Genomic DNA, 26,462 nt, shown 5'->3' on the forward strand with positions numbered 1-26,462 from the left:
ACCTCGTTGTTCGGACGCGCATTCAAAATCTGCAACGCCTTCGCCGGCAGGACTGTCGCTTTCAGACCGACCGGACAGGACGGTGTCTTCGACGTCTACTTCCGCCACCAGAAAATCCAAACCATCGACCTCAACGCAATCAGCCGATAGCATGGCAAACTGTTCGCGATGTCTTCGCACACCTGTTCGCGATGTCTCCGGTCCAAACACCCCCTTGAGGGGGAGATGGCCGGCAGGCCAGAGGGGGGCCTCGTAAAGCGCAACCCCTGACGACAATTCCCTTGTCACAGCCGCACCGCCTTTCCACTGCGCACGCTCTCGTCGGCGGCGAGACAGACGGCGAGCGATTTCACCGCGTCGTCCATGTGTTTGGTGAGGTCCAGATCTTCGCGGATCGCCTTCAGCACGAAGGCCTGTTCGAGGTCGCAGAGATCCTGATGCCCGGGTTCGCCTGCCATCGACAGCATTTCGTCGGCCTTGACGAATTTGCCGTCGGCGCCGGTCGCAGCGCTGTGCAGGCGGATGGTCGAGGTCTTGGTGTGGGTGTCGATATCATCCGACTTCACACCCTCTTTCATGACGATCGATACGCAGCCCTTGGGCGAAATCACATCCTTCACGAAGAAAGCGGTTTCCGAAATCATCGGCCCCCAGCCGGCTTCGTACCAGCCGACCGAACCGTCATCGAACAGCACCTGCAGGTGGCCGTAATTGTACATGGACGGCGCCACCTCGTCGGTCAGCCGCACGCCCATGCCGCGCACCTCGACCGGCCTGGCGTCGGTGATCTGCAGCATCACGTCGAGATAGTGGACGCCGCAGTCGACGATCGGCGAGGTCGTCTGCATCAACTGCTTGTGCGTCTCCCAGGTCGGCCCTGAGGATTGCTGGTTGAGGTTCATGCGGAAGACGTAGGGGCCGCCGAGCTTGCGCGCCTCGGCGATCAGCCTGATCCAGGACGGGTGATGGCGCAGGATGTAGCCGATCACCAGCTTTTTGCCGTTGGCCTTGGCGGCCGCGACGACGCGTTCGGCGTCGGCCACCGTCGTTGCCAGCGGCTTCTCGACGAAGACATGGCAGCCGGCCTCGAAGGCCTTGACCGCATAGTCGGCATGGCTGTCGGAATAGGTGGCGATGCAGGCAACATCGGGTTTTTCCTGGCGCAGCGCGTCGTCGAAGGAGCGCCTGATGCCGTAGCCCGACAAACCTTCCGGCAGCGGCACGTCGGAGCGGTTGATCAGGGCTGCGATCTCGAAGCCCGGATTGGTGTGATAGGCCAGCGCATGGCTGCGCCCCATATTGCCGAGCCCGGCGACGACGACGCGAAGGGGTTGAGCCATTTCAATCTGCCTTTTCTTGCCTGCGGGCCGCGAGAGCTACTCTCACATTCGGGCCGTTCTCACCGGCGATCTGCAGGACAGCCTCTTCGCTCTCGCAACGGGCCAGAAGCCCAAAGCCGTATGTATCGACCCCTTCTTTGATCAGAAAAGATCTCCGGTCATCCGGGATCGAATGATCCAGATTGAGCGCCGCTTCAAATGCCTTGGATTGCTCGCCAGTCATCAAAGAGTCATCTCGCCAGATGATGTGGCAATTGTATTCCTTCGGCCGGCGCTCCGGCCCAAGCCGCGTGAACCACACTGCGGCGTTCAGATAGAATTGTGGCCCCCAGGAAGACTTCTGAAGGTTCAGCACACAGATCGTTTCCGGCCGCTCGCGATAGAAATTTTTGGCGCGAACGCCCCGGAATCCATAGCGGCTCCCTGTCTCGACGAGAGCCTGCACGATGGCCTCTTGCCCCTCGCTCACTTGACGGCTCCGGACGTGATGCCGCGGATCAGCTGCCGCGAGAAGATGACGTAGAGGACCAGCACCGGCATGATCGCCAGCGAGAGTGCAGCCAGGATGGCGTTCCAGTTGGTGACGAACTGGCCAAGGAAGAGCTGCGCGCCGAGCGTCACCGTCTTGGTCTCTTCCGACGGCGCCAGGATCAGCGGGAACCACAGATCGTTCCAGATCGGGATCATGGTGAAGACGGCGACGGTGGCCATCGATGGCCGCACCAGCGGCAGCACCAGCCGGAAGAGGATGGTGTATTCCGACAGGCCGTCGATGCGGCCGGCATTCTTCAAATCGTCGGACACCTGCTTCATGAATTCCGACAGGATGAAGACGGCGAGCGGCAGGCCTTGCGCGGTGTAGACCAGGATCAGCGAGGTCAGCGTGTTGACCAGCCCGCTCGCCACCATCAGCTGCAGGATGGCGACGGTGCCGAGCCGGATCGGGATCATGATGCCGAGCGCCAGGTAAAGCCCCATCAGCGTATTGCCGCGGAAGCGGTATTCGGACAGGGCAAAGGCCGCCATGGCGCCGAACAAAAGCACGAAGAACAATGAGGCGACGGTGACGACGAGGCTGTTCTGGAAATAGTGGATGAAGTCACCCTGGCCGATGACGGTGGTGTAGCCGATCAGGTCGAAGGTCTTTGGTGTCGGCGGCGTCAGCGGTTCGCTGAAGATGCCGGCACGCGACTTGAACGAATTCATGATCACCAGGATCACCGGAAACAGCGCGATCGCCGTGTAGGTCAACAGGATCGCGTGGGCGCTGATGGTGCGGGGCAGCGAACGGGTGGCGGTGCTCATCTCTTGCCCCTCAGAACTGGTAGCGACGCAGGCGCGTCTGGACGAGGAAGAGGTAGACGCAGACGCCGCCGAGGATGATCAGGAACATCATCGTGGCGATCGCGGCACCCATATTGGGATCGCCGACCTGCAACTGGAAGCCGAAGAAGGCGCGGTAGAGGAAGGTGCCGAGGATGTCGGTTGAATAGTTCGGCCCGGCGAGCGCGCCTTGCGCGGTGTAGATCAGGTCGAAGGCGTTGAAATTACCAACGAAGGTGAGGATCGAGATGATGCCGATCGACGGCAGGATCAGCGGCAGCTTGATCTTCCAGAATTGCGACAGGCCGGTGATGCCGTCGCATTCGGCCGCCTCGATCACCTCTTCGGGGATCGACAGCAGCGCTGCATAGATCAGCATCATTGGGATGCCGACGAACTGCCACACCGAGATCAGGCTGAGCGCGGTCAGCGCGTATTGTTCCTTGCCGAGCCATGGCGTGAACAGGCTTTTCAGGCCGACCAGATCCATCAGATGCGGCGCCACGCCCCACAGCGGCGACAGGATCAGCTTCCAGGCGAAACCGACGATGACGAAGGACAGGATGGTCGGCACGAAGATCGCGGTACGGTAGAAGGCGGCAAATCTCAACCTCGGGCTGGACAGAAGTGCGGCCAGAAGAACGCCGATCGGGTTCTGCACCAGCATGTGGATCATGAAGAACCAGGTGTTGTTCTTGAGCGCGTTCCAGAACCCCACCGACCAGTTGGGGTCGCCGAACAGGGTGCGGAAGTTGGCCAGCCCGACGAAGACCTGGGATTCGTTGACGTTGCGGAACAGCGACAGCTGCAGCGTGCCGGCGAGCGGCAGGATCATGATCGCCGTGTAGACGAGCACGGCCGGCGCCAGGAAGATGCCGATATGCCAGCGAAACGGTCTTTTCGGTCGTATTTCTGCGGCCATGAGTTCGGTTCCCGCCGTCTCTCGGTTCCAGACGATGTTGATGCTAGATGATGCCTCGATGCACGGCCCGAACGCCCTTGCCCAATATGGCAAGAACAAAGGCCTGCGACTGATCAGCTAGCCTTTCCCAGGAACACAAGGGTAAGGCCGCGAGGCGGTGCCGACAATCGCTATCTGAATGGGCGCTTATGAAAGCAGGTATCCGGAACCGGCCAGGCTTGCGCCGGGCCGGCTCCGTTGCCTGAGCTCTTACTTCGCCGGCTTATACCAGCTGTCGAGACCGGTCTGCAGCTTCTTGGCGGCAGCTTCCGGCGTGTCGGTGCCGTTGATGACGTTGGCCGATTCAACCCACGTTTCGTTCTCGAGGTTCGGCGTGCCACGCGACAGGATCTGGTAGGTCGAGCGGATCGTCGACTTGCACTTGCCGCGCCAGGAGACGAATTCCTGTGCCAGCGGGTCCGCCATCTTCACCGGCGCGGAGTTCAGGCTGAAGAAGCCCGGCAGCGCGTTGGCGTAGATGGTGGCGAAATCCGGCGAGGCGACCCAGGAGAGGAAGGTCTTGGCCGCGTCGGCGTGCTTCGAACCCGCATTCAGGCCCATGCCGATATCGGTATGGTCGGAGATGTAGCAGGTGTCGCCGGCCTTCTCGACCGGAGGCGGAAAGGCGCCCATCTTGAACTGGGCCTGGGTATTGAACAGGCCGATTTCCCACGAGCCGGCCGGATAGATGGCGGCGCGGCCGAGCGTGAACAGGTTCTGGCTGTCCGGATAGGTCTGGGCCTCGAAACCGTCGCCGAGATAAGGCTTCCACTTGGCCAGTTCCTCATAGGGAGCGACCCAGTCCTTGTCGGTCAGCTTCTGATCGCCCTTGATCAGCGCCGCACGACCGTCCTCGCCCTTCCAGTAGTTGGGGCCGATGTTCTGGTAACCCATGGTCGCGGCTTCCCAGAGATCCTTGGTGCCCATGGCCATCGGGATGTAGGTGCCGTCGGCCTTGATCTTGTCGAGCGCGGCGAAGAACTCGTCGCGGGTCGTCGGGATCTTGATGCCAAGCTTTTCGAAGGCGTCCTTGTTGTAGATGAAGCCGTGGATGACGGAGGCCATCGGCACGCAGAAGCTCGCCTTGCCGTCGTCGGTCTGCCAGGCGGACTTGGCCACCGGGGAGAAGTTCTCCATGCCGGGCAGCGCCGAGAGATCGGCAAGGTTGCCCTTCTTGAACAGTTCAAGCGACTTGTCGAACGGGCGGCAGGTGATCAGGTCGCCAGCCGAGCCGGCGGCGAGCTTGGCGCCGAGTGCGGCGTCATATTCGGTCGGAGCCGATGGTGCGAACACCACCTTGATGCCGGGATTCTTGGCTTCGAAGGCCGGGATCAGCTTGTCCTTCCAGATGGCAAGGTCGTCGCCGCGCCAGCTTTCGATGTTGAGCGTTACGTCCTCGGCATGGGCAAGCCCGGCCGAGCCGAGAATGCTGGTGCCCAGAAGCAGTGCCGTCAGTAGTTTCGTTGTCATGCTCAGTCTCCCTGTTGACCTTTTTCAGGTTCGGTTTTGAGAACAGGGGCTTTTGACCCCTTGCTCCCCTCGCAAGCCCGCTTCACCCCGATGGAAATCGGGATGAAGCAAGCTTTATTTCTTTGTTCGGGCATGATCTTTTCCGGAAAGCGGTTTCTACTTTTCGGGATCATGCCCCAGCGCGGAAAGTGCCGGCCGCAGCCTTTGGCCGGCCCCTTCCAGCAGTTTCTCGGCCGCATCGGCATTGTCGGCGCCGGCGGCAAGCAGAATGGCTGTCTTGACGGCGCCGCCGGTCTTTTCGAGCAGGCGCGCCGCATCGTCAGTGCTGCGCCCGCTGACGGCGGCGACGATGCGTGCCGCGCGGTCGCGCAGCTTGATGTTGTCGGCCATGAGGTTGACCATGTAGCCGTCATGGACATGGCCGAGATGGACGGCGGTCAGCGTCGACAGCATGTTGAGCGCGATCTTCTGGGCGGTGCCGGCGCCCATGCGCGTCGAGCCGGCGATCACTTCCGGCGGCGTTTCGAGCAGGATGGCGGTTTGCGCCTGGCGCAGCAGAGCCGAGTCCCGGTTGTTGGCGATGCCGATGGTGGCAGCGCCGCGACTGGCGGCTTCCTCCATGGCACGCACCGCATAGGGCGTCGTACCGCTGGCGGAGATGGCGATCAGGCAGTCACCCCTACCGATGCCGGCATTGGCGACCGCGGCCACCGCTTCCTCGGTATCGTCCTCCGGCCCGCCGGCCAGGGTGTGGAACGCCTCGTCGCCACCGGCGATGAGGATGGCGATGCGGTCGCGCTGGATGCCAAACGTGCCGGGAAGTTCCAATGCGTCGGCCAGCGCCATCAGGCCGGAACTGCCGGCCGCGGCATAGGCAAGCTTGCCACCGCTGCTCAGCCTGCCGGCGATGATTTCGGCTGCCTTGGCGATAGAGGGGATGGCGTTGCGGACGACCTTTGCGGCCTCGACCTGCGCATCGGCCAGCGAAGCAAGGATGGTCTCCGGAGCCTGGATATCCAGCCCCTCGGCATTCCTGTGCAGCGCTTCGGTGCGCGTTTCAGCCATCCGTGTTCCTCCAATGCAGAAACAATACCAAAAAAATACCACTTGTCCACACGCATTAACGAATTCGCTGCCGGGAAATCGCTCAGCCGGCGAAATGCATAGGTTTTTCAATAAAATACGGCTTAAACTTTTTGAAACAGAAATTAAGCCTTGGCTATTGGTATTTTATTGGTATTATTCGCGCGGAGGAGAAATCGCGTGAAATTCGTGCTCGGTATCGATGGCGGCGGCACCAGCTGCAGGGCCGCTCTTGCAACGGTGGACGGCGCTGTCGTCGGCCGTGCCAAAAGCGGCGCCGCCAACATCCGCACTGACCTCACTGGCGCCCGCTCGAACATTGTCGACGCGGCGCGGCAGGCGTTCATCGCCGCCGGGCAGAATCCGGAGCTGATCCCGCAGACACCAGCCATTCTCGGCCTCGCAGGCGCCAATGTCGGAACTTACCGGCAGCAACTCGAAGCCATCCTGCCGTTCAGCATCAGCCGCGTCGAGACCGACGCCGAGATCGCGCTCGAAGGGGCCGTCGGCTCCGGTGACGGCGCCATGGCGATCCTCGGCACCGGCACCGCCTATATGGCACGCAGGAACGGCAAGTCGCGCGCCATCGGCGGCTGGGGTTTTCAGGTCGGCGACCAGGGCAGCGGCGCCCGCATCGGCCGCGACCTCTTGGAACAGACATTGCTTGCTTATGACGGCGTCCGCCAGTCTTCGCCGCTGACGCAAAGCATGCTGGCCGTCTTCCGCAACAATCCGGAGGATGTGGTCGAATTCACCACCAACGCCAAGCCCGGCGACTTCGGCGGCTTCGCGCCGAAGGTGTTCGAACATGCCGAAAAGGGCGACAGCGTCGCCAACTGGATCCTGGACAGGGTGGTCGCCGACGTCGAAGCCTCGCTCTGTGCGCTCAACCTCGCGGATGACGCGCCGCTCTGCCTGCTAGGCGGGCTGGCGCCGCTTTACGCGCCACGGCTGTCGGCACGCTACCGAGCGCTCCTGAAGCCGCCGCTCGACGACGCATTGGGCGGCGCCGTGCAGATGGCGGCTCGTCTGTTCGCCAAATCGGAGGCGGCGCGATGAATGACGCCGCCGACCAGATCTTCGCCACGCTGAAGCAATCCTCGCAAAGCGGCGCGCCGCTCTACCTGCAACTGCGCAAGAGCATCGAGGACGCGGTCAATCGCGGCCTGATCGGGCCGGGCGACGCGCTGCCCTCCGAGCGCGACATCGCCACCAAGGCCGACATTTCGCGCGTTACCGTGCGCAAGGCGGTGCAGGACCTGGTCAAGGGTGGAATTCTGGTGCAGCGCCATGGCTCCGGTACCTTCGTGGCGCCGCGCATGGAACGCGTCGAGCAATCGCTGTCGCGGCTGACCTCCTTCACCGAAGACATGGCGCGGCGCGGCATGGCGGTGCGTTCGCAATGGCTCGACCGCGGCCTCTACGCGCCCTCGCCCGACGAGATGATGGTGCTTGGCCTGTCGTCGAGCGAACTGGTGGCGCGCGTGGCGCGCCTGCGCATCGCCAACGACACGCCGCTGGCGATCGAACGCGCCTCGCTGTCGGCCAGCGTGCTGCGCGACCCGGCGGGCATCGGCTCCTCGCTCTATGCGGCGCTGGAATTGACCGGCAACCGGCCGGTGCGGGCGGTGCAGCGCATTTCGGCCGCCAATCTCGGCGACAGCGATGCGCGCCTGCTCGAAGTGCCGCCGGGCATTGCCGGCCTGCACATCGAACGCATTTCCTATCTGGCGAGCGGCAAGGTGATCGAATTCACCCGCTCCATCTACCGGGGCGACGCCTATGATTTCGTCGCCGAACTGCGGCTGACAGGGCCGAGCGAAGAGGGCCGACCATGATCCCCAACACCACACATATGCAGCGTGAGATCGAGGAGATCCCGCAAGCCGTTGCCCGCCTGCTCGATAGCTCCGGCGCCGTGCTTGCCGAAGCTGGGCGCGGCATCAGGGAACGCGACCCGCATTTCGTCGTCACCGTGGCGCGCGGCTCGTCCGACCATGCCGCCACCTACATGAAATATGCCGTCGAACTGACCGCCGGCCTTGCCGTCGCGTCGGTCGGCCCCTCGATTGCTTCGATCTATGGTCGCAAGCTGCGGCTTGAAGGCTCGGCATGTCTGGCGATCTCGCAGTCGGGCAAGAGCCCCGATATCGTCGCCATGGCCGAAACCGCACGCGCCGGTGGCGCGCTGACCATCGCCATCACCAACACCGCCGATTCGCCGCTGGCGCGCGCTTCGGACTATGCGATCGACATACTGGCCGGGCCCGAGCGCAGCGTCGCGGCGACCAAGACCTTCGTCAATTCCGCCGTTGCCGGTCTCGCGCTGATGGCGCATTCCACCGGCGATGATGCGCTTCTCGCCGCACTTGCCCGCTTGCCCGAACATTTCGGCAAGGCGATCGCCTGCGACTGGATGAGCGTGCTGGCCGAAACCATCGAGAAGCAGAAATCGCTGTTCATCCTCGGTCGCGGGCCGTCGGCGGCAATGGCCAACGAGGCGGCGCTCAAGTTCAAGGAAACCTGCGGCATGCATGCCGAGGCCTATAGTGCGGCCGAAGTCATGCACGGCCCGCTGGCGCTGATCGGCCCCGACTTTCCGGTATTGGCACTGGCCGCGCGCGATGCGTCCGAGCCGTCCGTCGCCGAAGCCGCAGACGGCCTAGCGGCCAAGGGCGCACCGGTGTTCGTCACCTCAGCTCTTGCCAACCGCGCCACGCGCCTGCCGCATGTCGCCACCGGTCATCCGCTGACCGATCCGCTGACGCTGATCGTCTCCTTCTACGTGTTCGTCGAGGCGTTCGCGCGCCACCGCGGCCTCGATCCGGACACGCCGCGCAATCTTCGCAAGGTGACGGAGACGGTATGAGCGACCGTTTTGCCCTGACTGGCGCCCGCATATTCGACGGCGACGACTGGCATGAAGGCCACGCCCTCGTCGTGCGCGACAGCCTCGTCGAGGCTATTTTGCCCATAGGCGCCATTCCCTCTGATATCAGTGTCGTCGAGACCGGCGGCGGCATCCTGGCGCCGGGCTTCGTCGACATCCAGGTCAATGGCGGCGGCGGCGTCATGCTCAACGACCACCCGGATGTCGCGTCAATCGAAACCATCTGCAAGGCGCATGCGCCGTTCGGCACGACAGCGCTGCTGGCGACGCTGATCACCGATACATCCGCGATTACCGCGTCAGCCGTCGCTGCCGGCGAAGCCGCCGCGCTGCAAAAAATGGCTGGATTCCTCGGCCTGCATCTTGAAGGCCCGCATCTGTCGATCGCACGCAAGGGTGCGCATGAGCCGGCGCTGATCCGGCCGATGACGGACGCCGACCAGGCAATGCTGATCGCGGCCCGGCAGAAGCTGCCGGTGCTGCTCACCACGATCGCGCCCGAATCCGTCGAACCGGCGCGCGTTGCGGCATTGACCAAGGCAGGCGTTATCGTCAGCCTCGGCCATTCCGATACCGGCTACGCCACGGCAGAAGCCTTCGCCGAGGCGGGTGCCAGCGTGGTCACCCATCTGTTCAATGCGATGAGCCAGATCGGCAATCGCGAGCCCGGGCTGGCCGGCGCGGCGATCGACATCGGCACCTTGTCCGCCGGGCTGATCGCCGACGGCATCCATGTCCATCCCGCCACCATCAGGATTGCGCTCGAAGCCAAAAAGGGCCCGGGCAGGATCGTTCTGGTCTCAGACGCCATGGCGACGATCGGCACCGACATGACCTCGTTCACCCTCAACGGCCGCACCATCTACCGCCGGGACGGGAGTCTCAGGCTGGCCGACGGCACGCTGGCGGGCGCCGATCTCGACATGATCTCGGCCGTGCGCTTCATGCACAATGTCGTCGGTATCGATCTGTCCGAGGCCTTGCGCATGGCCTCGCTCTACCCGGCGCAGGCGATCGGCCAATCGCATCGGCTTGGCCGCTTCGCCAACGGAACTGCCGCCGATATCGTTGCGCTATCGGACGGTCTCGGCATAAGAAGCGTCTGGATCGGCGGCGGCAAGGTGTTCGAGGCGGTCGCTCCACACTGAGAGCAAGGACATGCAGACAATCGATTGTGTCGTCGCCGGAGCGGGCGTCGTCGGTTTGGCCATTGCCCGTGCGCTTGCCTTGTCGGGCCGCGAGGTGGTGGTGATCGAGCAGACCGACGCGATCGGCACCGTCACCAGCTCACGCAATTCCGAAGTCATCCATGCCGGGCTCTATTATGCACCGGGGAGCCTGAAGGCCCGGCTCTGCGTCGAAGGGCGTCGGCTTCTCTACGCCTATTGCGCCGAGCACAATGTCGCTCATTCGCGCACCGGCAAGCTGATCGTTGCCAGCGAGGGCGGCCAGATCGACGGATTGCGGGCGATCGAGGCCAATGCGCAACGCTGCGGTGTCGATGATCTCCAGTTCCTGACGCAAAGCGAGGCCGAAAGCCTCGAATCGGCGCTGACATGCGCCGGCGCGCTGTTGTCGCCGTCGACCGGCATTGTCGACAGCCATGCGCTGATGCTGTCGTTGCGCGGCGACGCCGAGGCCGCCGGCGTGTCCTTCGCTTTCCTGACAGCTGTTGCCGGGGCGACGATCGAAGCCGACGGGATCCGGATCGACACGCGCGATGCCAATGGCGAGGCTTTCGCCCTGGAGGCCCGTGCCTTCGTCAACGCCGCGGGCCTCGATGCACAAGCCGTGGCCGGCCGGATCGACGGTTTTCCAGGGGATCTCATTCCTCGGCAGTGGTTGGCGCGCGGAAACTATTTCGCGATTTCGGGCCGCTCGCCCTTCTCGCGGCTGATCTATCCGGTTCCGGTCGAAGGCGGCCTCGGCGTCCATCTGACGCTCGACCTCAGCGGCAGTGCACGCTTTGGGCCTGATGTCGAATGGATCGACCATGTCGATTACACAGTCGATCCCGGCCGAAGCGCCGTCTTCTACGAGGCGATCCGGCGCTATTGGACCGACCTTGCCGACGGCGCGCTACAGCCTGCCTATGCCGGCATCCGGCCGAAACTGTCCGGTCCCGGCCAGCCTGCCGCCGATTTCGTGATCCAGGGTCCGGCCGATCATGGTGCCGGCCAGATCGTCAACCTGTTCGGCATAGAGAGCCCCGGCCTGACGGCAAGCCTGGCGATCGCCGACCATGTTTGCGAGCTGCTTTACCCGGAATGACAGGGGCTGTGGAGCGCTCCAGCGAACGTCATGAAACCTTTTGATTTCGAGGCCGTTGTCGGGGCGCATGACAGACGCGAAACCCAGATCGAAACCGGCCGCCAAAGATAAACCGCGCGGCGCTCCGAGCCCGCGTCAGGGAAAGCCGCGGCGATCAACACCGCCCGACGAGACGCCGCGCGACAAGGCTCTGCGCGACAAGGCTCTGCGCGAAAAGAAGCCACGCGGCAAGAAAGCATCGCCCCTCGAAGCGGCCGCTTCCGAGGTCGTAGCCGAAGCGCCGCCGCCGGAAGCCGTTGAACCCGATCCGCAACTGACGGCCGAACAGGCCGAACAGGCGCGCAAGAAATATCTGTTGCGACGGTTCTGGATCAGCGGGCGCGGCTATTGGGGCCGGCACGGCGACAAGCTCGGCTGGCCACTGACGATCGGGCTGCTGATCCTGATCGGCGTCAATGTCGGCTTCCAATACGGGATCAATGTCTGGAACCGCGCTATCTTCGACGCCATCGAGAAGCGCGACGCCCACACCGTCTACTTTCTAAGCGCCGTGTTCGTGCCACTCGTGCTTGGCAGCATGAGCCTTGTCGTCACGCAGGTCTATCTGCGCATGACGATGCAGCGCCGCTGGCGGTCGTGGCTGACGACCTCGGTCATAGCGCGCTGGCTCGCCAATGGCCGCTACTACCAGCTGAACCTCGTGAAGGGCGACCACCAGAACCCCGAGGCCCGCCTTTCGGAAGACCTGCGCGTCGCCACGGAGTCGCCCGTCGATTTCGTCGCCGGCGTCGTATCAGCCTTTCTGTCTGCCTCGACTTTCATCGTGGTGCTGTGGACGATCGGCGGGGCCTTGAGCTTTACATTGGGAGGCTCGACCTTCACCGTGCCTGGCTTCCTCGTCATCACCGCGGTGATTTATGCCGCGATCACCTCCACCTCGATGTTCCTCATCGGCCGCGATTTTGTTCAGCTCTCCGAGAAGAAGAACCAGGCGGAAGCCGAATTCCGCTACGTGCTGACGCGCGTGCGCGAAAACGGCGAGAGCATCGCCTTGCTCGGCGGTGAAGAAGAGGAACGCAGCGGCATCGACAAGACCTTTGCCGGGGTGCTCAAGCAATGGGCGCTGCTGACCGGCCAGCACATGCGCACGGCGGTGGTCTCGCAAGGGTCCAGCCTGTTTGCGCCGGTCGTGCCGGTGCTGCTGTGCGCGCCAAAGTTCCTCGAAGGCTCGATGACGCTCGGTCAGGTCATGCAGGCGGCGTCCGCCTTTGCCATCGTGCAGGGTGCCTTCGGCTGGTTGGTCGACAATTATCCGCGCCTCGCCGACTGGAACGCCTCCGCACGGCGCATCGCCTCGCTGATGATGTCGCTCGACGGGCTCGAGCGCGCCGAACAGAGCGATGAGCTCGGGCGCATCAAGCAAGGCGAGACCAAGGGGGAAGCGATGCTCTCCCTCGACAATCTCTCCGTGACACTCGACGACGGCACGTCCGTGGTCAAGGAAACCGAGGTCGTGGTCGAACCGGGCGAGCGCTTGCTGGTGTCCGGCGAATCAGGCTCGGGCAAGTCGACGCTGGTGCGAGCGATCGCAGGCCTCTGGCCATGGGGAAGCGGCAGCGTCAATTTCCATCCCGACAAGCGATTGTTCATGCTGCCGCAGCGGCCTTACATCCCTTCCGGGACGTTGCGCCGGGTGGTCGCCTACCCCGCTGCCGCCAACAACTGGAAGCTCGAACAGATCAAGGCCGCCCTCGACAAGGTCGGCCTCGGCTATCTCGCCGGCCGGATCAAGGAGGAAGCGCCCTGGGACCAGACCCTGTCGGGCGGCGAAAAGCAGCGGGTCGCTTTCGCACGCCTTTTGCTGCACCGGCCCGACATCGTCGTGCTGGACGAGGCGACCTCGGCGCTGGACGAGAAGAGCCAGGATCAGATGATGGAAACGGTGATCCGCGAACTGCCCGAGGTCACCATCGTCAGCGTGGCGCACCGCGCCGAACTGGAAGTCTATCACACCCGCAAGATCACGCTCGAGCGGCGCAAGGGTGGCGCGAAACTGGTCGGGGACATCGACCTTGCGCCACGCAACCGAAAACGCAACCTGCTCCAGCGCGCCTTGTGGGGCTCCGGTACGAAGATCGAAAAGCCGCGCAAGCTGAAGTAAGGGCGCGTCGCCAGTTGTTTTGACGCAATTCCGGACGGAAAACCGTGTCACACTTTTCCGGGAATTGCTCTACGATGCGTAGAGATCCTTGTAGGCATCGCGCAAAAGGTTCTTCTGCACCTTGCCCATCGTATTGCGCGGCAATTCGTCGACGAAGATCACCCGTTTCGGGTGCTTGTACTTGGCTACCCGTTCGGCGATGGCACCGAGGATTTCAGCTCCGGTGATTTGTGCCCCCGGCGCCCGCACGACGACCGCGATGACGCCTTCGCCGAAATCCGGATGGGCGACGCCGATGACGGCGCTTTCCAGGACCCCGGCAAGCGCATCGATCTCGCTTTCGAGTTCCCTTGGATAGATGTTGTAGCCGCCTGAGATAATCAGGTCCTTGCCGCGGCCGACGATATGGACATAGCCGTCGGCGTCCATCATGCCGAGGTCGCCTGATATGAAGAAGCCGTCGGCGCGGAACTCCGCCTTGGTCTTTTCCGGCATGCGCCAGTAGCCGGAAAAGACGTTCGGGCCTTTCACTTCGATCATGCCGACCTCGCCCTGGACCAGCGGCTTGCCATTGTCTGGGTCGGCGATGCGCAGCGAGACGCCGGGCAAGGGGAAGCCGACCGTGCCGGCGCGGCGCTCGTCATCATAGGGGTTGGACGTGTTCATGTTGGTCTCGGTCATGCCGTAGCGTTCGAGGATGGCGTGGCCGGTGCGCTCGCGCCAGGCCTTGTGCGTCTCGGCCAGCAGCGGCGCCGAGCCTGACACAAACAGGCGGATGTTTTTCGTGGCCTCGCGGTCCAGGCCCTCTTGCTGCAGCAGCCTGGTGTAGAAGGTCGGCACGCCCATCAGTGCCGTGGCGCGCGGCAGCAATGAGACGATGCGGGCCGGATCGAATTTCTGTTCGAACAGCATCGAGGCGCCGGCCATCAGGATGATGTTGGTGGCGACGAACAGCCCGTGCGTGTGGAAGATCGGCAGCGCGTGGATCAGCATATCACTTGGTGTGAAGCGCCATTGATCGACCAGCACCCGTGCGTTCGAGGCCAGGTTCTCGTGGCTGAGCATGGCGCCTTTCGAGCGGCCGGTGGTTCCCGATGTGTAGAGGATCGCGGCAAGGTCGTCCGCGCCCCGCTCGACATCATGAAATTCCGAAGATTGCCGCGATGCCTGGTCCGTAAGGGATCCCCGGCCATTGCGGTCGAGCGTGACCACGACGGCACCGGATGGCTCGACCATGCGGCCGATATCCACCGACCTTGCCGGATCGCAGACGATGACGCGAGGCGCTGCGTCCTCGAAGAAATAGCCGAGCTCGGTCAGCGTATAGGCGGTGTTGAGCGGCAGGAAGACGGCGCCGGCGCGGACGCAGGCGAGATAGAGCAGCAACGCCTCCGGACTCTTCTCGACCTGCACCGCGACCCTGTCGCCAGGCTCGACGTCCAGTTGCAGCAGCGCATGCGCGAGCTGTGCCGATCGTGCCAGCATGTCGCCATAGCTGAGCGAGCGCCCATCGTCGGTTTCCATCAACAGACGTTCGGGTACCGGCATCGGGGACCGGAACGCATCGAACAGATGATTGCTCATGAAGTCTTCCTGCGGTGGGGGCAATGGTGGCGCGCCCCGCATGCTCTTCGGGCGGCATGCGTCGGCGGCGAAGAGTTCGCGTTTCCCGGCCGTGCCGTCAAGACCGCAAACGGCGATCCAGCACGTCAGATCGGCTGAAAGGGTGGGGTGCGATTGTCGGCAGGCCCGACAATAGCAGTGAACGCTACCCCCGGATCCGTTCGGCCGAAGGGGCGATCTTTGCGGCCTCGCTCTGCTTGAAGCGTTCCATGCACATGGCCGCGGTCAGCTGGTAGTGATCGATCAATGCCTGAACGGCACCGTCGGCATTACCGTCCAGCGCGCATTCGGCGATCAGCCGGTGTTCTCCGAAAACGTCGCGCCCGATGCTTTCGCCGTCATTGGCCATTTGCCGGTAGCGGTAGGCATGGTCGGAAAGCTGATCGCAGAAACCCACCAGCCAGTGCGACCGGCAGGCCGAAATCAGCGCCCGATGGAAGGTGCGGTGCAATTTCTCCCAATCCGGATTGAGCGACGACGAGAGATTTTGCGGCGAAAGACGTGAGGCACGGCCCAGGCGATGCAGCGCCAGCACCAATTTTTCTTCCCATTCGGCGGTGCGGTGGGCGATGGATTCGCGAAGCGCCCGCTCCTCGATCCAGCAGCGGGTGCGCGTCAGCTCCTCGAGCTCCATCGCGGTGACCGGCATGATGAAGAAGCCGCGCTGGTCGTGACGACCGAGAAGCCCCTCGGAGGCAAGGCGATTGAGGGCTTCACGAACCGGAGAGGCACCAGCGCCATATTTGGAAACAACCCACTCGACCCGCAGCTTGCTTTCGGTTTCAAGGGCGCCGCCGAGAAGATCATCCCGCAGTTGATGATAGACCGTACTGGCTAGCGTGCTCTTGGATCCCGTGCCGTCGTCGTTCAGGTTGGCAGCTCCGTATGTCAAAGTTGACTCCTTGTCCCCACTTTTCTTGGGCAATTCGAGTCCGAACAGATTCCTTCCGTACATGTACCATACAGTGCTTGCGTCCGGTAGCTCAAGCACAAGATGACCTTGTTGTACTTAAGCACAAAGGAATACGCCTCATTCCGCTGTCCGATCGTACAAATTCGCGTGCTTCTACAACCAGTAGAAACTTAACGTGTTTGGTATGCACGCAGGATCATCTGCTTCCCGTGTGCCCGCGCGAGCATCTTTTCTATCGCGCGCAAAGGTCAACGGGCGGCACACCCGAATCAGGCCTCTCGACCAGGCCGATGCTTCGGCGCCGAGGCCAATCACATCCGCACGAGGACCTTAGCCGGCCTGCTGGATTCGAAGCGCGATGATGGCGGTGAGCTCATGCATGTCGCCCAAAAGTGACCTCGGTTTTGGGAAAACGACATGCATAAAGAAGACCTAAAGCGCGACGCGCTTCAGCCGGCGGCCCTGTCGGCCGCCGTCCTGATCGCCTCGATGTTGGCGCGGTAGGCCTCGACACTACCGCCCTTGAAGATTGCGGCACCGGCCACCAGCACATCGGCACCGGCGGATGTGACCAAGGGGGCTGTTTCGGGCGAGACCCCGCCGTCGATCTCGATACGGATCGGCCTGCTGCCGATCAGCGCCTTTACCCTTCTCACCTTGTCGACGATCCCCGGGATGAAAGCCTGGCCGCCGAAACCCGGGTTGACGGTCATGATCAGGATCAGGTCGAGCCGGTCGAGCACATATTCGATCGTCGTTTCCGGCGTCGCCGGATTGAGTGCCACACCGGCTCTCTTGCCAAGGTTTTTGATCGTCTGCAACGAGCGGTCGAGATGCGGGCCGGCCTCGGTATGCACCGTCATGCCGTCACAGCCGGCCTCGGCGAAAGCGGCGAGATAGGGATCGGCCGGCGCGATCATCAGATGGCAGTCGAAAAAGGCCGTGGTGCGGTTGCGGATCGCCTTGACCACCGGCGGGCCGAAAGTGATGTTGGGCACGAAATGCCCGTCCATCACATCGAGATGGATCCAGTCGGCGCCAGCCGCCGCCACCGCCTCAACCTCGTCGCCGAGCTTCGAAAAGTCCGAAGCCAGCACCGAAGGTGCGATCAAGGTCTTTTTGCTCATCGTGCGGCCTTTCCGAGCGCCTTTTTATGCGGTCACTCCGGATCGACTGCCTAATGCGCGGCGGGGAACTTGTCGAGGGTGAAGACACGACGGCTCTCGGGCTTGGGTGGCGTTGTCGATCGCGTGTAGCCAATTCCAGCCTGTCCGGGCCATGAAGAAAAAAGCCCGCCGGATTGCTCCGGCGGGCTTTGGTCTGGGTTCGGGCAGATAGCTATTGCTGCTGCAGTTTCAGGATCCTGTTTGGAACCGGATCCTGTTCCTGGTCGGTCTGCTGCCTGCGCCGTGGCAGTACCTGAAGCAGCTGTCCCGGGTTGATCTCCAGCGACGGCCGGCCGCGGATCGGCCGGCAGTTTGGAAAGCGCCCGATCGTGCCTTCCGGGCAATGCCGCCTGATGATCGGCTGGCACTGGCCATTGATCATCTGAGAGCCCGGTGCGCATTCCGTCTGTTGCCTGGGCTTGCGGCATGCGCCGTTGACCACCTCGGTCCCACGCGGACAGACACAGTCGCCACTCTGGTTGTGGACCTGGCCGCGTATATCGCACTGCTGTTGCGTCGGCTGCTTGCGCCGGCAGGCATTGCCTTGCACCTCGGTACCCCTTGGGCAAACGCAATTGCCATCCCCATCGTGGACCTGACCACGGATGGTGCACTGGTCGGGCTTCGGCCGGACCGGCCGGCAGACATTGCCCCTGACTTCCGTGCCATCCGGGCAGACGCAATCGCCATTGGCGTTGTGGACCTGGCCACGGATCGTGCACTGGTCAGGCTTGGGCCGGATCGGTCGGCAGGCATTGCCCCTGACTTCCATTCCGCTCGGGCAGACACAATCTCCGTCCGAGTTCTGGATCTGGCCGCGGATCGTGCACTGCTGGGGCTTCGGCCGAACCGGTCGGCAGGCACCATTGCGCACCTCGGTCCCTTGCGGGCAGATGCAGTCGCCGTCGGCGTTGTGGACCTGGCCACGGATGGTGCATTGCTCAGGCTGCTGCGGCCTGTCGCGGACGCAGGCATTCGCTTGCCTGTCGAGATGCGTGCCGTCAGGGCAATAGCAGCTGTTGCCGTCCGAGGTCGGGACCGAACCAGGTATGGTGCAGTTCGGCTGGTCGATCTTGACGCAGGCGCCGTTCTCCAGCTCCGTGCCGCGCGGGCAGACGCAACGTCCGTCCTCGGTCCGGATCTGGCCGTCGAGCAGCACGCAGCGCTTGGGCGGCGGCACAGGAAGCGGCAGAAGGTGGGTGCCGCCGCCGGTGCACTGACCATTGCGGAAGGTGGTGCCTTCCGGGCAGACGCAGCGGCCGGCGTCGTTCATGACGAAACCTGGCGAGCACTCGTTCTTCACCTCATGGGTGATGATGAAGGGGTGGCACGCATAGGCCTTGCCGCGATCGCCCTGCACGTTGGTCTGGTCGCCGGCGAGTACGTCGCCGCCGCCTTGCACCCGTGTGTCGGGAGACAAGACACCAACGCAGTTCTGGCCGTTGACGTTGCCCTGCAGATTGGCCAGACGTCCGTCGTCGGGAATGACCACGGTGACATGATGCGACTGGCTTTCGCCGGCGCCGAGCGTCAGGTTGGCAATGCAGGAGGCAGGCAGTGTCGTCGGTTCCGGCGAGCAGCCGAAGGGCGGATCGATCGAGGTGATCGCAACGCCATCCAGGCGACCCAGACCGTCCACGCCGATCGCATCACCGATGCGGACCGGACCGGAGAAGGGGCTCGTCCCATCATTGGTGATGGTGATGTCGAACGAGCAGGGCTGGCCGAGCTTGCATTCGCGATCGCCGGTCTTTTCGACACGGATGGTCGAGCCACCGCCGCCTTTCACGCAGGCCGGATCGATCGGATGGACGACGTCGTCTCCCGGTGCCGGTCCATACGAGCCGCGCGCGCAGTTCTCGAACGGCTTTTCCGACGAAAGCGTGACGTCGAAGTGACGGCTGGTTCCAGGCGTCATGACGGAGCCTGGAATTCCACACGATACCGCATTGGCCGGCACCGGGGCACACGACCAATCCGGACCGTCTGGCATGACGGTCTGGATCGTCACGTTGGTTCCACCACTGATAAGCGTCGCCGATTCAGTGATCCGGACCGGGCCGGTGGGTGCGGTCGTGCCGGTGCTGATGACGGTGATGCGGCACGAGACAGTCGCGGCGCCGGCGAGCGAGCCATTGCACACCTTGGTGATGCGCAAGCCCGGCTGGCCGCCATTGGGATGACGGAAGCCTTCCTTGGCGCAAGCCTTGTTGTTGGTGAGGTCGACCTCACCGGGAATGGCCTTCACCTCGGCGCAGTTCTCGACCGTATCCGACCGATAGCCTGATGGCACGACCGCCTTGACGACGATCGATGTCGAAGCCCCCGGAGGCAAAACAATGCCGGGGTCGTCGCAGCGGAACTGGCCGGGGCCGTTCGGTCCGCATTTCCAGGGCGGGCTCGGCCCGAAGGTCGAGGAGGTCGGTGCACCGCCGGGATAGGCGTCGATCACCGTCAGCGGCCCGTTATAGGTCGCTGTGCCGTTGTTGATGATGTCGATGACGAAGAAGCAGACGCCGTCGGCCGTGCAGACCTCGGTGCGGGCACGCTTCTTCAGGATCAGGTCGACCTTCTTTTCCACCGGCGGCTGGCAGTCGCGGTCACGGTCGCCACGGCGGCAGATCGGGATCGAGGCGCAGCCACGGTCGTTCGACTGGCTGCCGAACAATGGCTTGCCGCTGGCGGCATAGTTGTAGGTCGCGCAGTTGCGCAGTGCACTGCCTTGCCAGCCCGCGGCCGGCTTGAAGCCGAGCTTGAGGTCGACAAAGGCACCCGGATTGAGCGTGGTCACCGGATAGGTGCAAACCATCGGGGTGGTGCCGGGTACGCAGACCCAGGGCGGATTGGGCCCTGAACTCAGCGTCGAGCCGGCCGGCAGCGTCACCTCGTCGAGCACGATCTTGCCGTTGTAGGGCGCGGTGCCGACATTGGTGACCCTGATGGTGAAGTCGCAGCCGCCGGCCATCGTGCAGCGCGGGACATCGGCATGCTTTTCCACCTTGAGGTCCGGCTCCTTGTCCCGTGGCGGACATTTCAAGTCCGGCGGGATGACGATGTCGATCGTCTGCGTGCAGCACAGGCCCCAGCCTTCCTTCGGGCCAGCATAAGTGTTGATGCCGGTGACGATGATATGGATCGTCTCTCCGGGTGACGCGCCGACGATCTTCCAGTTGAGCACACCGCCGCCCGCCGGCACCTGTTGCGTGTCGGGGATGATGGTGATGCCTGATGTGGTGGTCGAAAGCTGAACCCACTTGCCGCCCATCTCCGGGCCGACAGGCATGTGGTAGATGAAAGCACCGCCGCCGGGCACGCAGTCGACCGTGCCGCGTTCGACCTTGAAACATTCATGGTCGGTCGGGGGCGGGGGCTGCTTGTCGCATTTGGTGACGTCGATCTTGATCGACGTTTTTTCGCCGGTCAGGATGTTGCCGTCATCCGGCTTGCCGGGGTCCTGCGACGGAATGATGGTGCCCGTACCAGTGCCGACGACGACCTTGATCAGGCCCTGGTTGTCGACCATGGCTGGCGCCGGAAACGCCGCGTGGTCGATCTTGGCCGTGATCTGGAAGGTGATGACGCGTTCATTCGGTGCGCCCGAACCGTCGAGATCGGAAGCGGAGATCCGGAAATCCGAAACCGTCGCCGTATCATTGGGACCCGCCGAATTGCTGATGACAGCACTCGGCAAAGGCCCGCCGCCCGCATCGGTGCCGTCGCCGGCGACCTGCACGTTGACGATCTGCAGGCCATGCGGAAGCTGGTCCTTGAACTCGAGTTTGGCGGCCTTCAACGCGGCGACCAGGCTCGGATTGGCAAAGCTCTGCGCATTGCCGCGCAGGCCGAAGCTCAGGAAATACTCGACATAGTCGCAGCTGCGCTGGCCACCTTTCTTGGTGAAGAAAGGCACCACGCGTCCGGGCTCCGGATTGACGATGCGCTGATTGTCGAGCTGCAGGGGTTGAACATCCGTGCCCGTCGCCTGGATGTTTTGGGCAGCAACGGCTGGCAGTGCGGGCGCGAGAGCGACCGCGATACCAGCCGCCATCAGCCAGCGCGCGCCGCGCCTGGCGTATGACAGGGGTTTCATGATCGTCTCCATGACGGTTGTTTGAGTGTTGGCCACGAGCGGGGAGAATGCGAGATTTTTCATCTTCCCCTCCTCAACGGTCGCAGCTGACGGCTGGGGTGCGGAGCGGCAAGGTCATCTTGCAGCAAGGGTAGTAACCACCCTTGTCCTTGTCGGACTTCCTGTAGAAGCAAAGTCCAACATCCACTCTGTCGCCCGGATAGTGGCCGGTGATGTTGATCGTGTACGGCTTGCCGGGCGCATGCGACATGGGTGAAGTCACCCCGACACCTGGCGTCCTGGACTGGGCCTTGATCGAATCGCCGCCGAAGCCGGCATGGTCATGGAGATAGAGATCAGCCTCGAGGCCGGAAGGCGTGCAGTAATACTGGACGTCGTCGACATCGAGACACGGAGGCAGATTGCCGGGAGGTGGGAAGTCCGGCGGGTAGAAGGGGGGCAGATAGCCGCCCGGGATTTCTTCATAATAGCCGGCGCGGCCCTCGCAAGGATGCCAGACAGCGACGTCGCCGACATGACCTTCCACTTCCGGATCTTCGAAATAGCCGTCGAAGTCGACGAACCAGGAACCGAAGGGCGGCACGTTGGCCGGCTTGACCAGGTCCTTGGGCGTGATCTGGACGCCATGCACGGCGAGCGGCCCGCCAGCGGCGAGCTGCTCGGCAAGGGCTGGATTGTCACGCAGTTTGTCGCCGGTGTTGACCAGCGTCTGGGTGCAGACCGAGGTGTCGAGATTGCCGTCGGCGTCATAGCCATATTGCAGGTCGAGGCCGCCGGCCGACTGCCGGTTGCCCTGCGGGAAGCCGACCGCATATTCCTGCGGCGCTTCCACCCAGACCGATTCCGTCGCCGGATCGTCCGGGTTCTCAAGCCAGTAGCGGATGACCTCGCCTTTGCCGGAATCGGCGAAGCGGCTGTAATCGTAGCGGTTTTCCACCGGGCCGCGCTGGGCCAGATACATGAAGCCGCTGTTGTCGAAGGCTATGTCGGTGACCGCGTAATCCTTGTCGGCCTTGACCGTCAGTTCCCAGCGCGGGTCGCCGGCAAAGGTACCGTCGCGGGCAATGCCCACCGACCAGATTTCCGACTTTTCGCCGACCGAATAGTAGAGCCGGCCGCCATGATAGGAGACTGCCCAGACACGGCGTTCATCCTGCGTGTAACCCCAGGTCTCAGGGTCTTCCGAGTCGAAGGCAGCTCCCTGTATGTCCATCACCGCGCCATCGTCGGCGACGGGAGCCAGGCCATGCGCCGGTCGCCCGGCTACGCCATGGTCGAAGGTGTCGATCAGCTTGCCGTTGGCATCGATGCGATGGATCAGGCCGGTATCGAGGTCTGAGGCGAAGAACTGGCGGTGGTTGGGGTCGAAGGTGATATTGCCGATGCCGGGACCGCTGTTGGTGTCGATGTCGGCGAATTTGGCGACCTGGCCGGTAATGCCGTCGATTTTCCAGATGGTGCCCGGTCCGCCGCCATTTTCGGTGCCGAACTGGCCGTCCATGAAGGCGGCGCCCGATGTGCCGCGGCGCTGCCGCTCCGGCCTGCCATCCTTGTCGGCGTCCGGCGTGACGATCTCGATGCCGTGCAGCGAGGTGGCGGCGGCATAAAGGTTGGGAATGCCCGACGGCACGCCATCGCGCACGCCGTCATCATAGGTGAGGCCGAACACTTCGCCGATCTGGCCTGATGTCACCTCGAAAGGCGGCGGCGTGAAGACAAGCTGGCCCGATGCCGGCCCACCCAGGTGCGAAACGTCGAAAACGCGCAAGGTGGCGCGCGTGGTGTCGATGAAGGTTTCGTTGACCGGATCGACGCCGGGCGGCAGACCCTCATCGAAATTGGGGATGACGGTACCGGGAAAGCCGGTGACCGCCATCGAACCGGGATAGATGATTTGGGTGTCCTGTGCCTGGGCAGCCCCGCCAAACCACAGGCTGGCGGTGAGTGCCAGCGCCAGCAATCCGCCGCCTGCATGGGCAGCATGGCGCAAATGGCCATAGAGAGACGATGCGAACGAGCCGCGGATGCGAGACATGACACTACCCCCGTAGTCTAGGGGAGAAACGTCCCGGGCTGCCGCGCAAATCAGGGCAAGGCGCGGCGGTCCGGCTCGTTCTTCCCTGATCGAATTGTCTGCTTTCCTCACAGGCACGATACGCCTGGTCTTCCGCAGGGTCAACGGAATCAACGGAAAGCCCAGCGCATCGACCCTGTCCCGAAGGCGGTGGTCGCGCTGAGCTCCTGTTGTTCCCGGAGACCGCGGAGCCTCTGGGTTACTGGTCATGGGGGCTTCCTTTCCGGTGCGCACCATGCGGCACCTGAGCGTTGGTCGCTGACGGAGGTGGAAAGGTTCACCCTGCGAGCCAGAAGAAAGGCATCGGCTTTTCGGCCTCGGGGTCTTCTGTTAGCGTTGACTGAACTACGGGGCGGGAACCATGGCGGACACGCGCATTCTTCTGCTGCTTACGGCGCTTTTGCTGGCGGTGCTGCCTGTGCAGCCATCTGCGTCAAAGACTCTGATCTATTGTACGGAAGCCAGCCCCGACACGTTCGATCCTGCGCTGGCGTCCGGAGGTCGCGACGCATCCGCCACCACGCTCTACAATCGCATCGTCGAGTTCGAACCCGGAACCACCAAGGTGCGCCCCGGCCTCGCCGAAAAATGGGAGATTTCCGACGACGGCCTCACCTATACTTTCCACCTCAGGCACGGCGTGAAGTTCCAAACCATCGAGGGCTTTGCGCCAAGCCGCGATTTCAATGCCGACGACGTCTTGTTCACCTTCGATCGTCAGGCAAACGCGCAGAACCCGTTCCACAACTATGCCAGCCGGCCCTATATCTATTTTGACGGCATGGGGATGCCGGGCCTTGTCGCCAATTGGCGTAAACTCGACGACTACACGGTCGTCATGACGCTCAAGGCGCCTCATTCGCCGATGCTTGCCAATCTGGCGATGGATTTCGCGTCCGTGGTCTCGAGGGAATATGCCGACAGGCTGCTGACCCAAAAGCGGCCGCTCGATCTGGCGACAAAACCGGTCGGCACGGGTCCGTTCCAGCTTGTCGACTACCAGCAGGATGCGGTTATCCGCTATAAGGCCAACCCGGACTACTGGCGCGGCAGGCCGAAGATCGACGATCTCATCTTCGCCGTCACCACCGACGCCAATGTCCGCATGGCGAAACTGCGTGCCGGCGAATGCGATCTGATGCCCTATCCCAATCCGGCCGACCTTGAGGCGATCAAGGCAACGCCGGGCATCAAAATCATGCGGCAGGAGGGCCTGAACACCGGATATCTTGCCTTCAACACGCTGCAGAAGCCGTTCGACGATCCGCGCGTCCGAAAAGCGATCGACATGGCCATCGACAAGAAGGCGCTTGTCGATGTCGTGTTCCGCGGCACCGGCGAGGTCGCACGCAATCCGCTGCCGCCGACCTCATGGGCCTATGATGGGACGGCCCCTGACGATGTCTACGATCCGGATGCCGCCAGGCAGACGCTCGCCGCGGCCGGCATCAAGGATCTGCACATGAAAATCTGGGCCATGCCGGTGCAGCGTCCGTACAACCCGAATGCGCAGCGCATGGCTGAAATGATGCAGTCCGATCTGGCAAGGATCGGCGTCACCGTGGACGTCGTCACCTATGAGTGGGCGGAATACCTCGCCCGCTCGAAGCCCCGCGATCGCGACGGCGCCATGTTGTTCGGTTTCACCGGCGACAATGGCGACCCCGACAACTTCCTTTCGGTGCCGCTTGGCTGCGCCGGCGTCGGCGCCACCAACCGCGCCAACTGGTGTTTTCCCGCCTTCGACGATTTGCTCAAGCAGGCCGCCGGGATCGTCGATCCCGACGCCCGCGCTAAACTCTACATGCAGGCGCAAAGGATATTCCGGGAACAGACACCGTGGGTGGTGATTGCCCATTCCGTGGTGTCGATACCGATGCGCGAACGGGTTCAGGGTTACGTCATGGATCCGTTCGACCATCACGACTTCTCGAACGTCGACGTCAGCGAATAGCGCCCCCGCAATGCCGGCCGATCTCGATGTCTATGTGGAGAGCCTGGGCAATTTTCGTTCGGGGCGGGAGTATTCCGTCCAGTCGCTGCTGCCGCATCTGCAACAGGCCGGGATGACGGTGCGCCTGCTCGACCGCCCGGCGCGGGAGAATTTGGCGACGGCGGCTCTGCTGCACATCGACCTGACCGAGGTGCCGCAACCCTACCACGACCTCGCCCAGCGCTACGCCCGCACCATCAACGGCCGGGCGCTGTCGATCCACCGCCACCTCTATTCATCGCTCAGGGTAAGCGCCGGCGACAGCCATTCCGGTCCGGTCATCGTCAAGACAGTTCTCAATAGCAGGGGCCGGCCCGAACTGCGCTGGCGGCAGTACCGCAATCCTTGGACGCGGGCGGCGCATTTCGCCCGCAAGACCGTTGACCCCGGCTACAAGGCGCGGCTGTGCCCGCCCTACCGCGTCTACGACAATTTGGCGCGGGTTCCGGCACAGGTCTGGCTCGACGATCGCCTGATGGTGGAGAAATTCGCCTTCGACAGCCTCGAGCTGCCCATCGTCAAGTATCGCTACATGTTCCTGCTGGGCGCCGAGGTGAACATGCGGCAGGTCTACAATGATGTGCTTTGCGCCGGATCGAAGATCCTGAGCAACGAAGAGGGCGGCGCCGTTCCAGAGGAGGTGAGGGCGGTGAGGCAGCGGCTGCATCTCGATTTCGGTGCGATCGATTATTTTATCGTCGATGGCAAGGGCATCATCGTCGACGCCAACAAGACAGTTGGCTCGAACCCGGAATGGCTGAAGAAGAACCGCTTCCGGCAGGAATTCGACGACCGCATGGCCGCGGCGCTGATTGAATTCGTGCGCGGCTGATCCGATGTAAGCGGCTTGCGCGTTCCTGGGGGCTGATCGCACCGTGACGCGGTCGATGACGCCACGTAATGCCGCCAGATTGCACCGGACAAGATTGTCCGCCTGCAACGATCGTGGAAGCCTTGCGCAGAATGCTTGCGCCCGATGCCGCCTGTTCTTATATACGCGCCAAGCCGTTCGACGCCGGAATGCCGGTTGCCGGAACGGAATTTCTTGTGAACAGGGGCTTTCGTTGGAACGCCTGTACGGGTCCTGAGAGCCTGCTTAGCGGA

At 63.2% G+C, this 26,462-nt stretch carries 19 protein-coding genes; 8 read left to right on the forward strand and 11 right to left on the reverse strand.

Annotated features, from left to right (window positions below):
* Positions 1–284: 284 nt before the first annotated feature.
* From A3A9_RS0132090 to A3A9_RS0132120, 6 genes are all read right to left on the reverse strand, one after another.
* Entirely contained in the window at positions 285–1,340 is a 1,056-nt protein-coding gene (locus tag A3A9_RS0132090) for a Gfo/Idh/MocA family protein (RefSeq protein WP_027062268.1), read from the reverse strand.
* 1 nt (position 1,341) lies between these two features.
* Positions 1,342–1,809, reverse strand: a complete 468-nt coding sequence (locus tag A3A9_RS0132095) for a DUF4304 domain-containing protein (protein ID WP_027062269.1) — start codon at positions 1,807–1,809, stop codon at positions 1,342–1,344.
* A complete protein-coding gene (locus A3A9_RS0132100) occupies positions 1,806–2,645 on the reverse strand; it encodes a carbohydrate ABC transporter permease (RefSeq protein ID WP_027062270.1) in 840 nt (279 codons plus the stop codon). Before A3A9_RS0132100 ends, A3A9_RS0132095 begins: the two co-directional genes overlap by 4 nt.
* Positions 2,646–2,655: 10 nt before the next feature.
* Positions 2,656–3,585 (reverse strand): carbohydrate ABC transporter permease, encoded by a 930-nt coding sequence (locus A3A9_RS0132105; RefSeq protein ID WP_027062271.1) that lies wholly within the window; start codon positions 3,583–3,585, stop codon positions 2,656–2,658.
* Between the two features lie 249 nt (positions 3,586–3,834).
* On the reverse strand, positions 3,835–5,094 hold the full coding sequence (locus A3A9_RS0132115; RefSeq protein ID WP_027032249.1) for an ABC transporter substrate-binding protein: 1,260 nt from the start codon (positions 5,092–5,094) through the stop codon (positions 3,835–3,837).
* A 156-nt stretch (positions 5,095–5,250) separates the two neighbouring features.
* Complete coding sequence (locus tag A3A9_RS0132120) at positions 5,251–6,159, reverse strand: N-acetylmuramic acid 6-phosphate etherase (protein WP_027062272.1); 909 nt, start codon at positions 6,157–6,159, stop codon at positions 5,251–5,253.
* Between the two features lie 198 nt (positions 6,160–6,357).
* On the opposite strand from A3A9_RS0132120, the gene A3A9_RS0132125 reads away from it, so the two are divergent.
* The 6 genes from A3A9_RS0132125 to A3A9_RS0132150 all read left to right on the forward strand — a co-directional run bounded on the left by A3A9_RS0132125 (position 6,358) and on the right by A3A9_RS0132150 (position 13,499).
* Complete coding sequence (locus A3A9_RS0132125; RefSeq protein ID WP_027062273.1) at positions 6,358–7,236, forward strand: N-acetylglucosamine kinase; 879 nt, start codon at positions 6,358–6,360, stop codon at positions 7,234–7,236.
* Entirely contained in the window at positions 7,233–8,015 is a 783-nt protein-coding gene (locus tag A3A9_RS0132130) for a GntR family transcriptional regulator (protein ID WP_027062274.1), read from the forward strand. The genes A3A9_RS0132125 and A3A9_RS0132130 overlap by 4 nt, the downstream gene beginning before the upstream one ends.
* Positions 8,012–9,046 carry an SIS domain-containing protein gene (locus A3A9_RS0132135; RefSeq protein WP_027062275.1) on the forward strand — a complete coding sequence of 345 codons (1,035 nt, stop codon included), beginning with the start codon at positions 8,012–8,014 and terminating at the stop codon, positions 9,044–9,046. Before A3A9_RS0132130 ends, A3A9_RS0132135 begins: the two co-directional genes overlap by 4 nt.
* Positions 9,043–10,215 carry an N-acetylglucosamine-6-phosphate deacetylase gene (gene nagA, locus A3A9_RS0132140; protein ID WP_027062276.1) on the forward strand — a complete coding sequence of 391 codons (1,173 nt, stop codon included), beginning with the start codon at positions 9,043–9,045 and terminating at the stop codon, positions 10,213–10,215. The genes A3A9_RS0132135 and nagA overlap by 4 nt, the downstream gene beginning before the upstream one ends.
* Positions 10,216–10,225: 10 nt before the next feature.
* On the forward strand, positions 10,226–11,338 hold the full coding sequence (locus tag A3A9_RS0132145) for an NAD(P)/FAD-dependent oxidoreductase (RefSeq protein WP_027062277.1): 1,113 nt from the start codon (positions 10,226–10,228) through the stop codon (positions 11,336–11,338).
* Between the two features lie 67 nt (positions 11,339–11,405).
* The gene (locus A3A9_RS0132150) at positions 11,406–13,499 is read left to right on the forward strand and encodes an ABC transporter ATP-binding protein/permease (protein WP_027062278.1); all 2,094 of its coding nucleotides are present in this window, start codon (positions 11,406–11,408) and stop codon (positions 13,497–13,499) included.
* A gap of 69 nt (positions 13,500–13,568) precedes the next feature.
* Here the strand turns inward: A3A9_RS0132150 and A3A9_RS0132155 are convergent, their stop codons facing one another.
* The 5 genes from A3A9_RS0132155 to A3A9_RS0132180 all read right to left on the reverse strand — a co-directional run bounded on the left by A3A9_RS0132155 (position 13,569) and on the right by A3A9_RS0132180 (position 23,326).
* Positions 13,569–15,083, reverse strand: a complete 1,515-nt coding sequence (locus A3A9_RS0132155) for a malonate--CoA ligase (RefSeq protein ID WP_027062279.1) — start codon at positions 15,081–15,083, stop codon at positions 13,569–13,571.
* 184 nt (positions 15,084–15,267) lie between these two features.
* Entirely contained in the window at positions 15,268–16,014 is a 747-nt protein-coding gene (locus A3A9_RS0132160) for a GntR family transcriptional regulator (protein WP_027062280.1), read from the reverse strand.
* Positions 16,015–16,484: 470 nt separating this feature from the next.
* Positions 16,485–17,162: a ribulose-phosphate 3-epimerase gene (rpe, locus tag A3A9_RS0132170; protein ID WP_027062281.1), complete on the reverse strand. Its 678-nt coding sequence runs from the start codon at positions 17,160–17,162 to the stop codon at positions 16,485–16,487.
* 211 nt (positions 17,163–17,373) lie between these two features.
* The gene (locus A3A9_RS41420) at positions 17,374–21,354 is read right to left on the reverse strand and encodes a hypothetical protein (protein ID WP_027062282.1); all 3,981 of its coding nucleotides are present in this window, start codon (positions 21,352–21,354) and stop codon (positions 17,374–17,376) included.
* A 10-nt stretch (positions 21,355–21,364) separates the two neighbouring features.
* Positions 21,365–23,326, reverse strand: a complete 1,962-nt coding sequence (locus tag A3A9_RS0132180; RefSeq protein WP_082222316.1) for a hypothetical protein — start codon at positions 23,324–23,326, stop codon at positions 21,365–21,367.
* A 400-nt stretch (positions 23,327–23,726) separates the two neighbouring features.
* On the opposite strand from A3A9_RS0132180, the gene A3A9_RS0132185 reads away from it, so the two are divergent.
* Positions 23,727–25,319 carry an ABC transporter substrate-binding protein gene (locus A3A9_RS0132185; protein ID WP_027062284.1) on the forward strand — a complete coding sequence of 531 codons (1,593 nt, stop codon included), beginning with the start codon at positions 23,727–23,729 and terminating at the stop codon, positions 25,317–25,319.
* A 10-nt stretch (positions 25,320–25,329) separates the two neighbouring features.
* Positions 25,330–26,190: a hypothetical protein gene (locus A3A9_RS0132190; protein WP_027062285.1), complete on the forward strand. Its 861-nt coding sequence runs from the start codon at positions 25,330–25,332 to the stop codon at positions 26,188–26,190.
* The last annotated feature ends 272 nt before the right edge of the window (positions 26,191–26,462 follow it).

The organism is Mesorhizobium loti CJ3sym (assembly GCF_000472785.1).
GTDB classification, from domain to species: domain Bacteria; phylum Pseudomonadota; class Alphaproteobacteria; order Rhizobiales; family Rhizobiaceae; genus Mesorhizobium; species Mesorhizobium loti_E.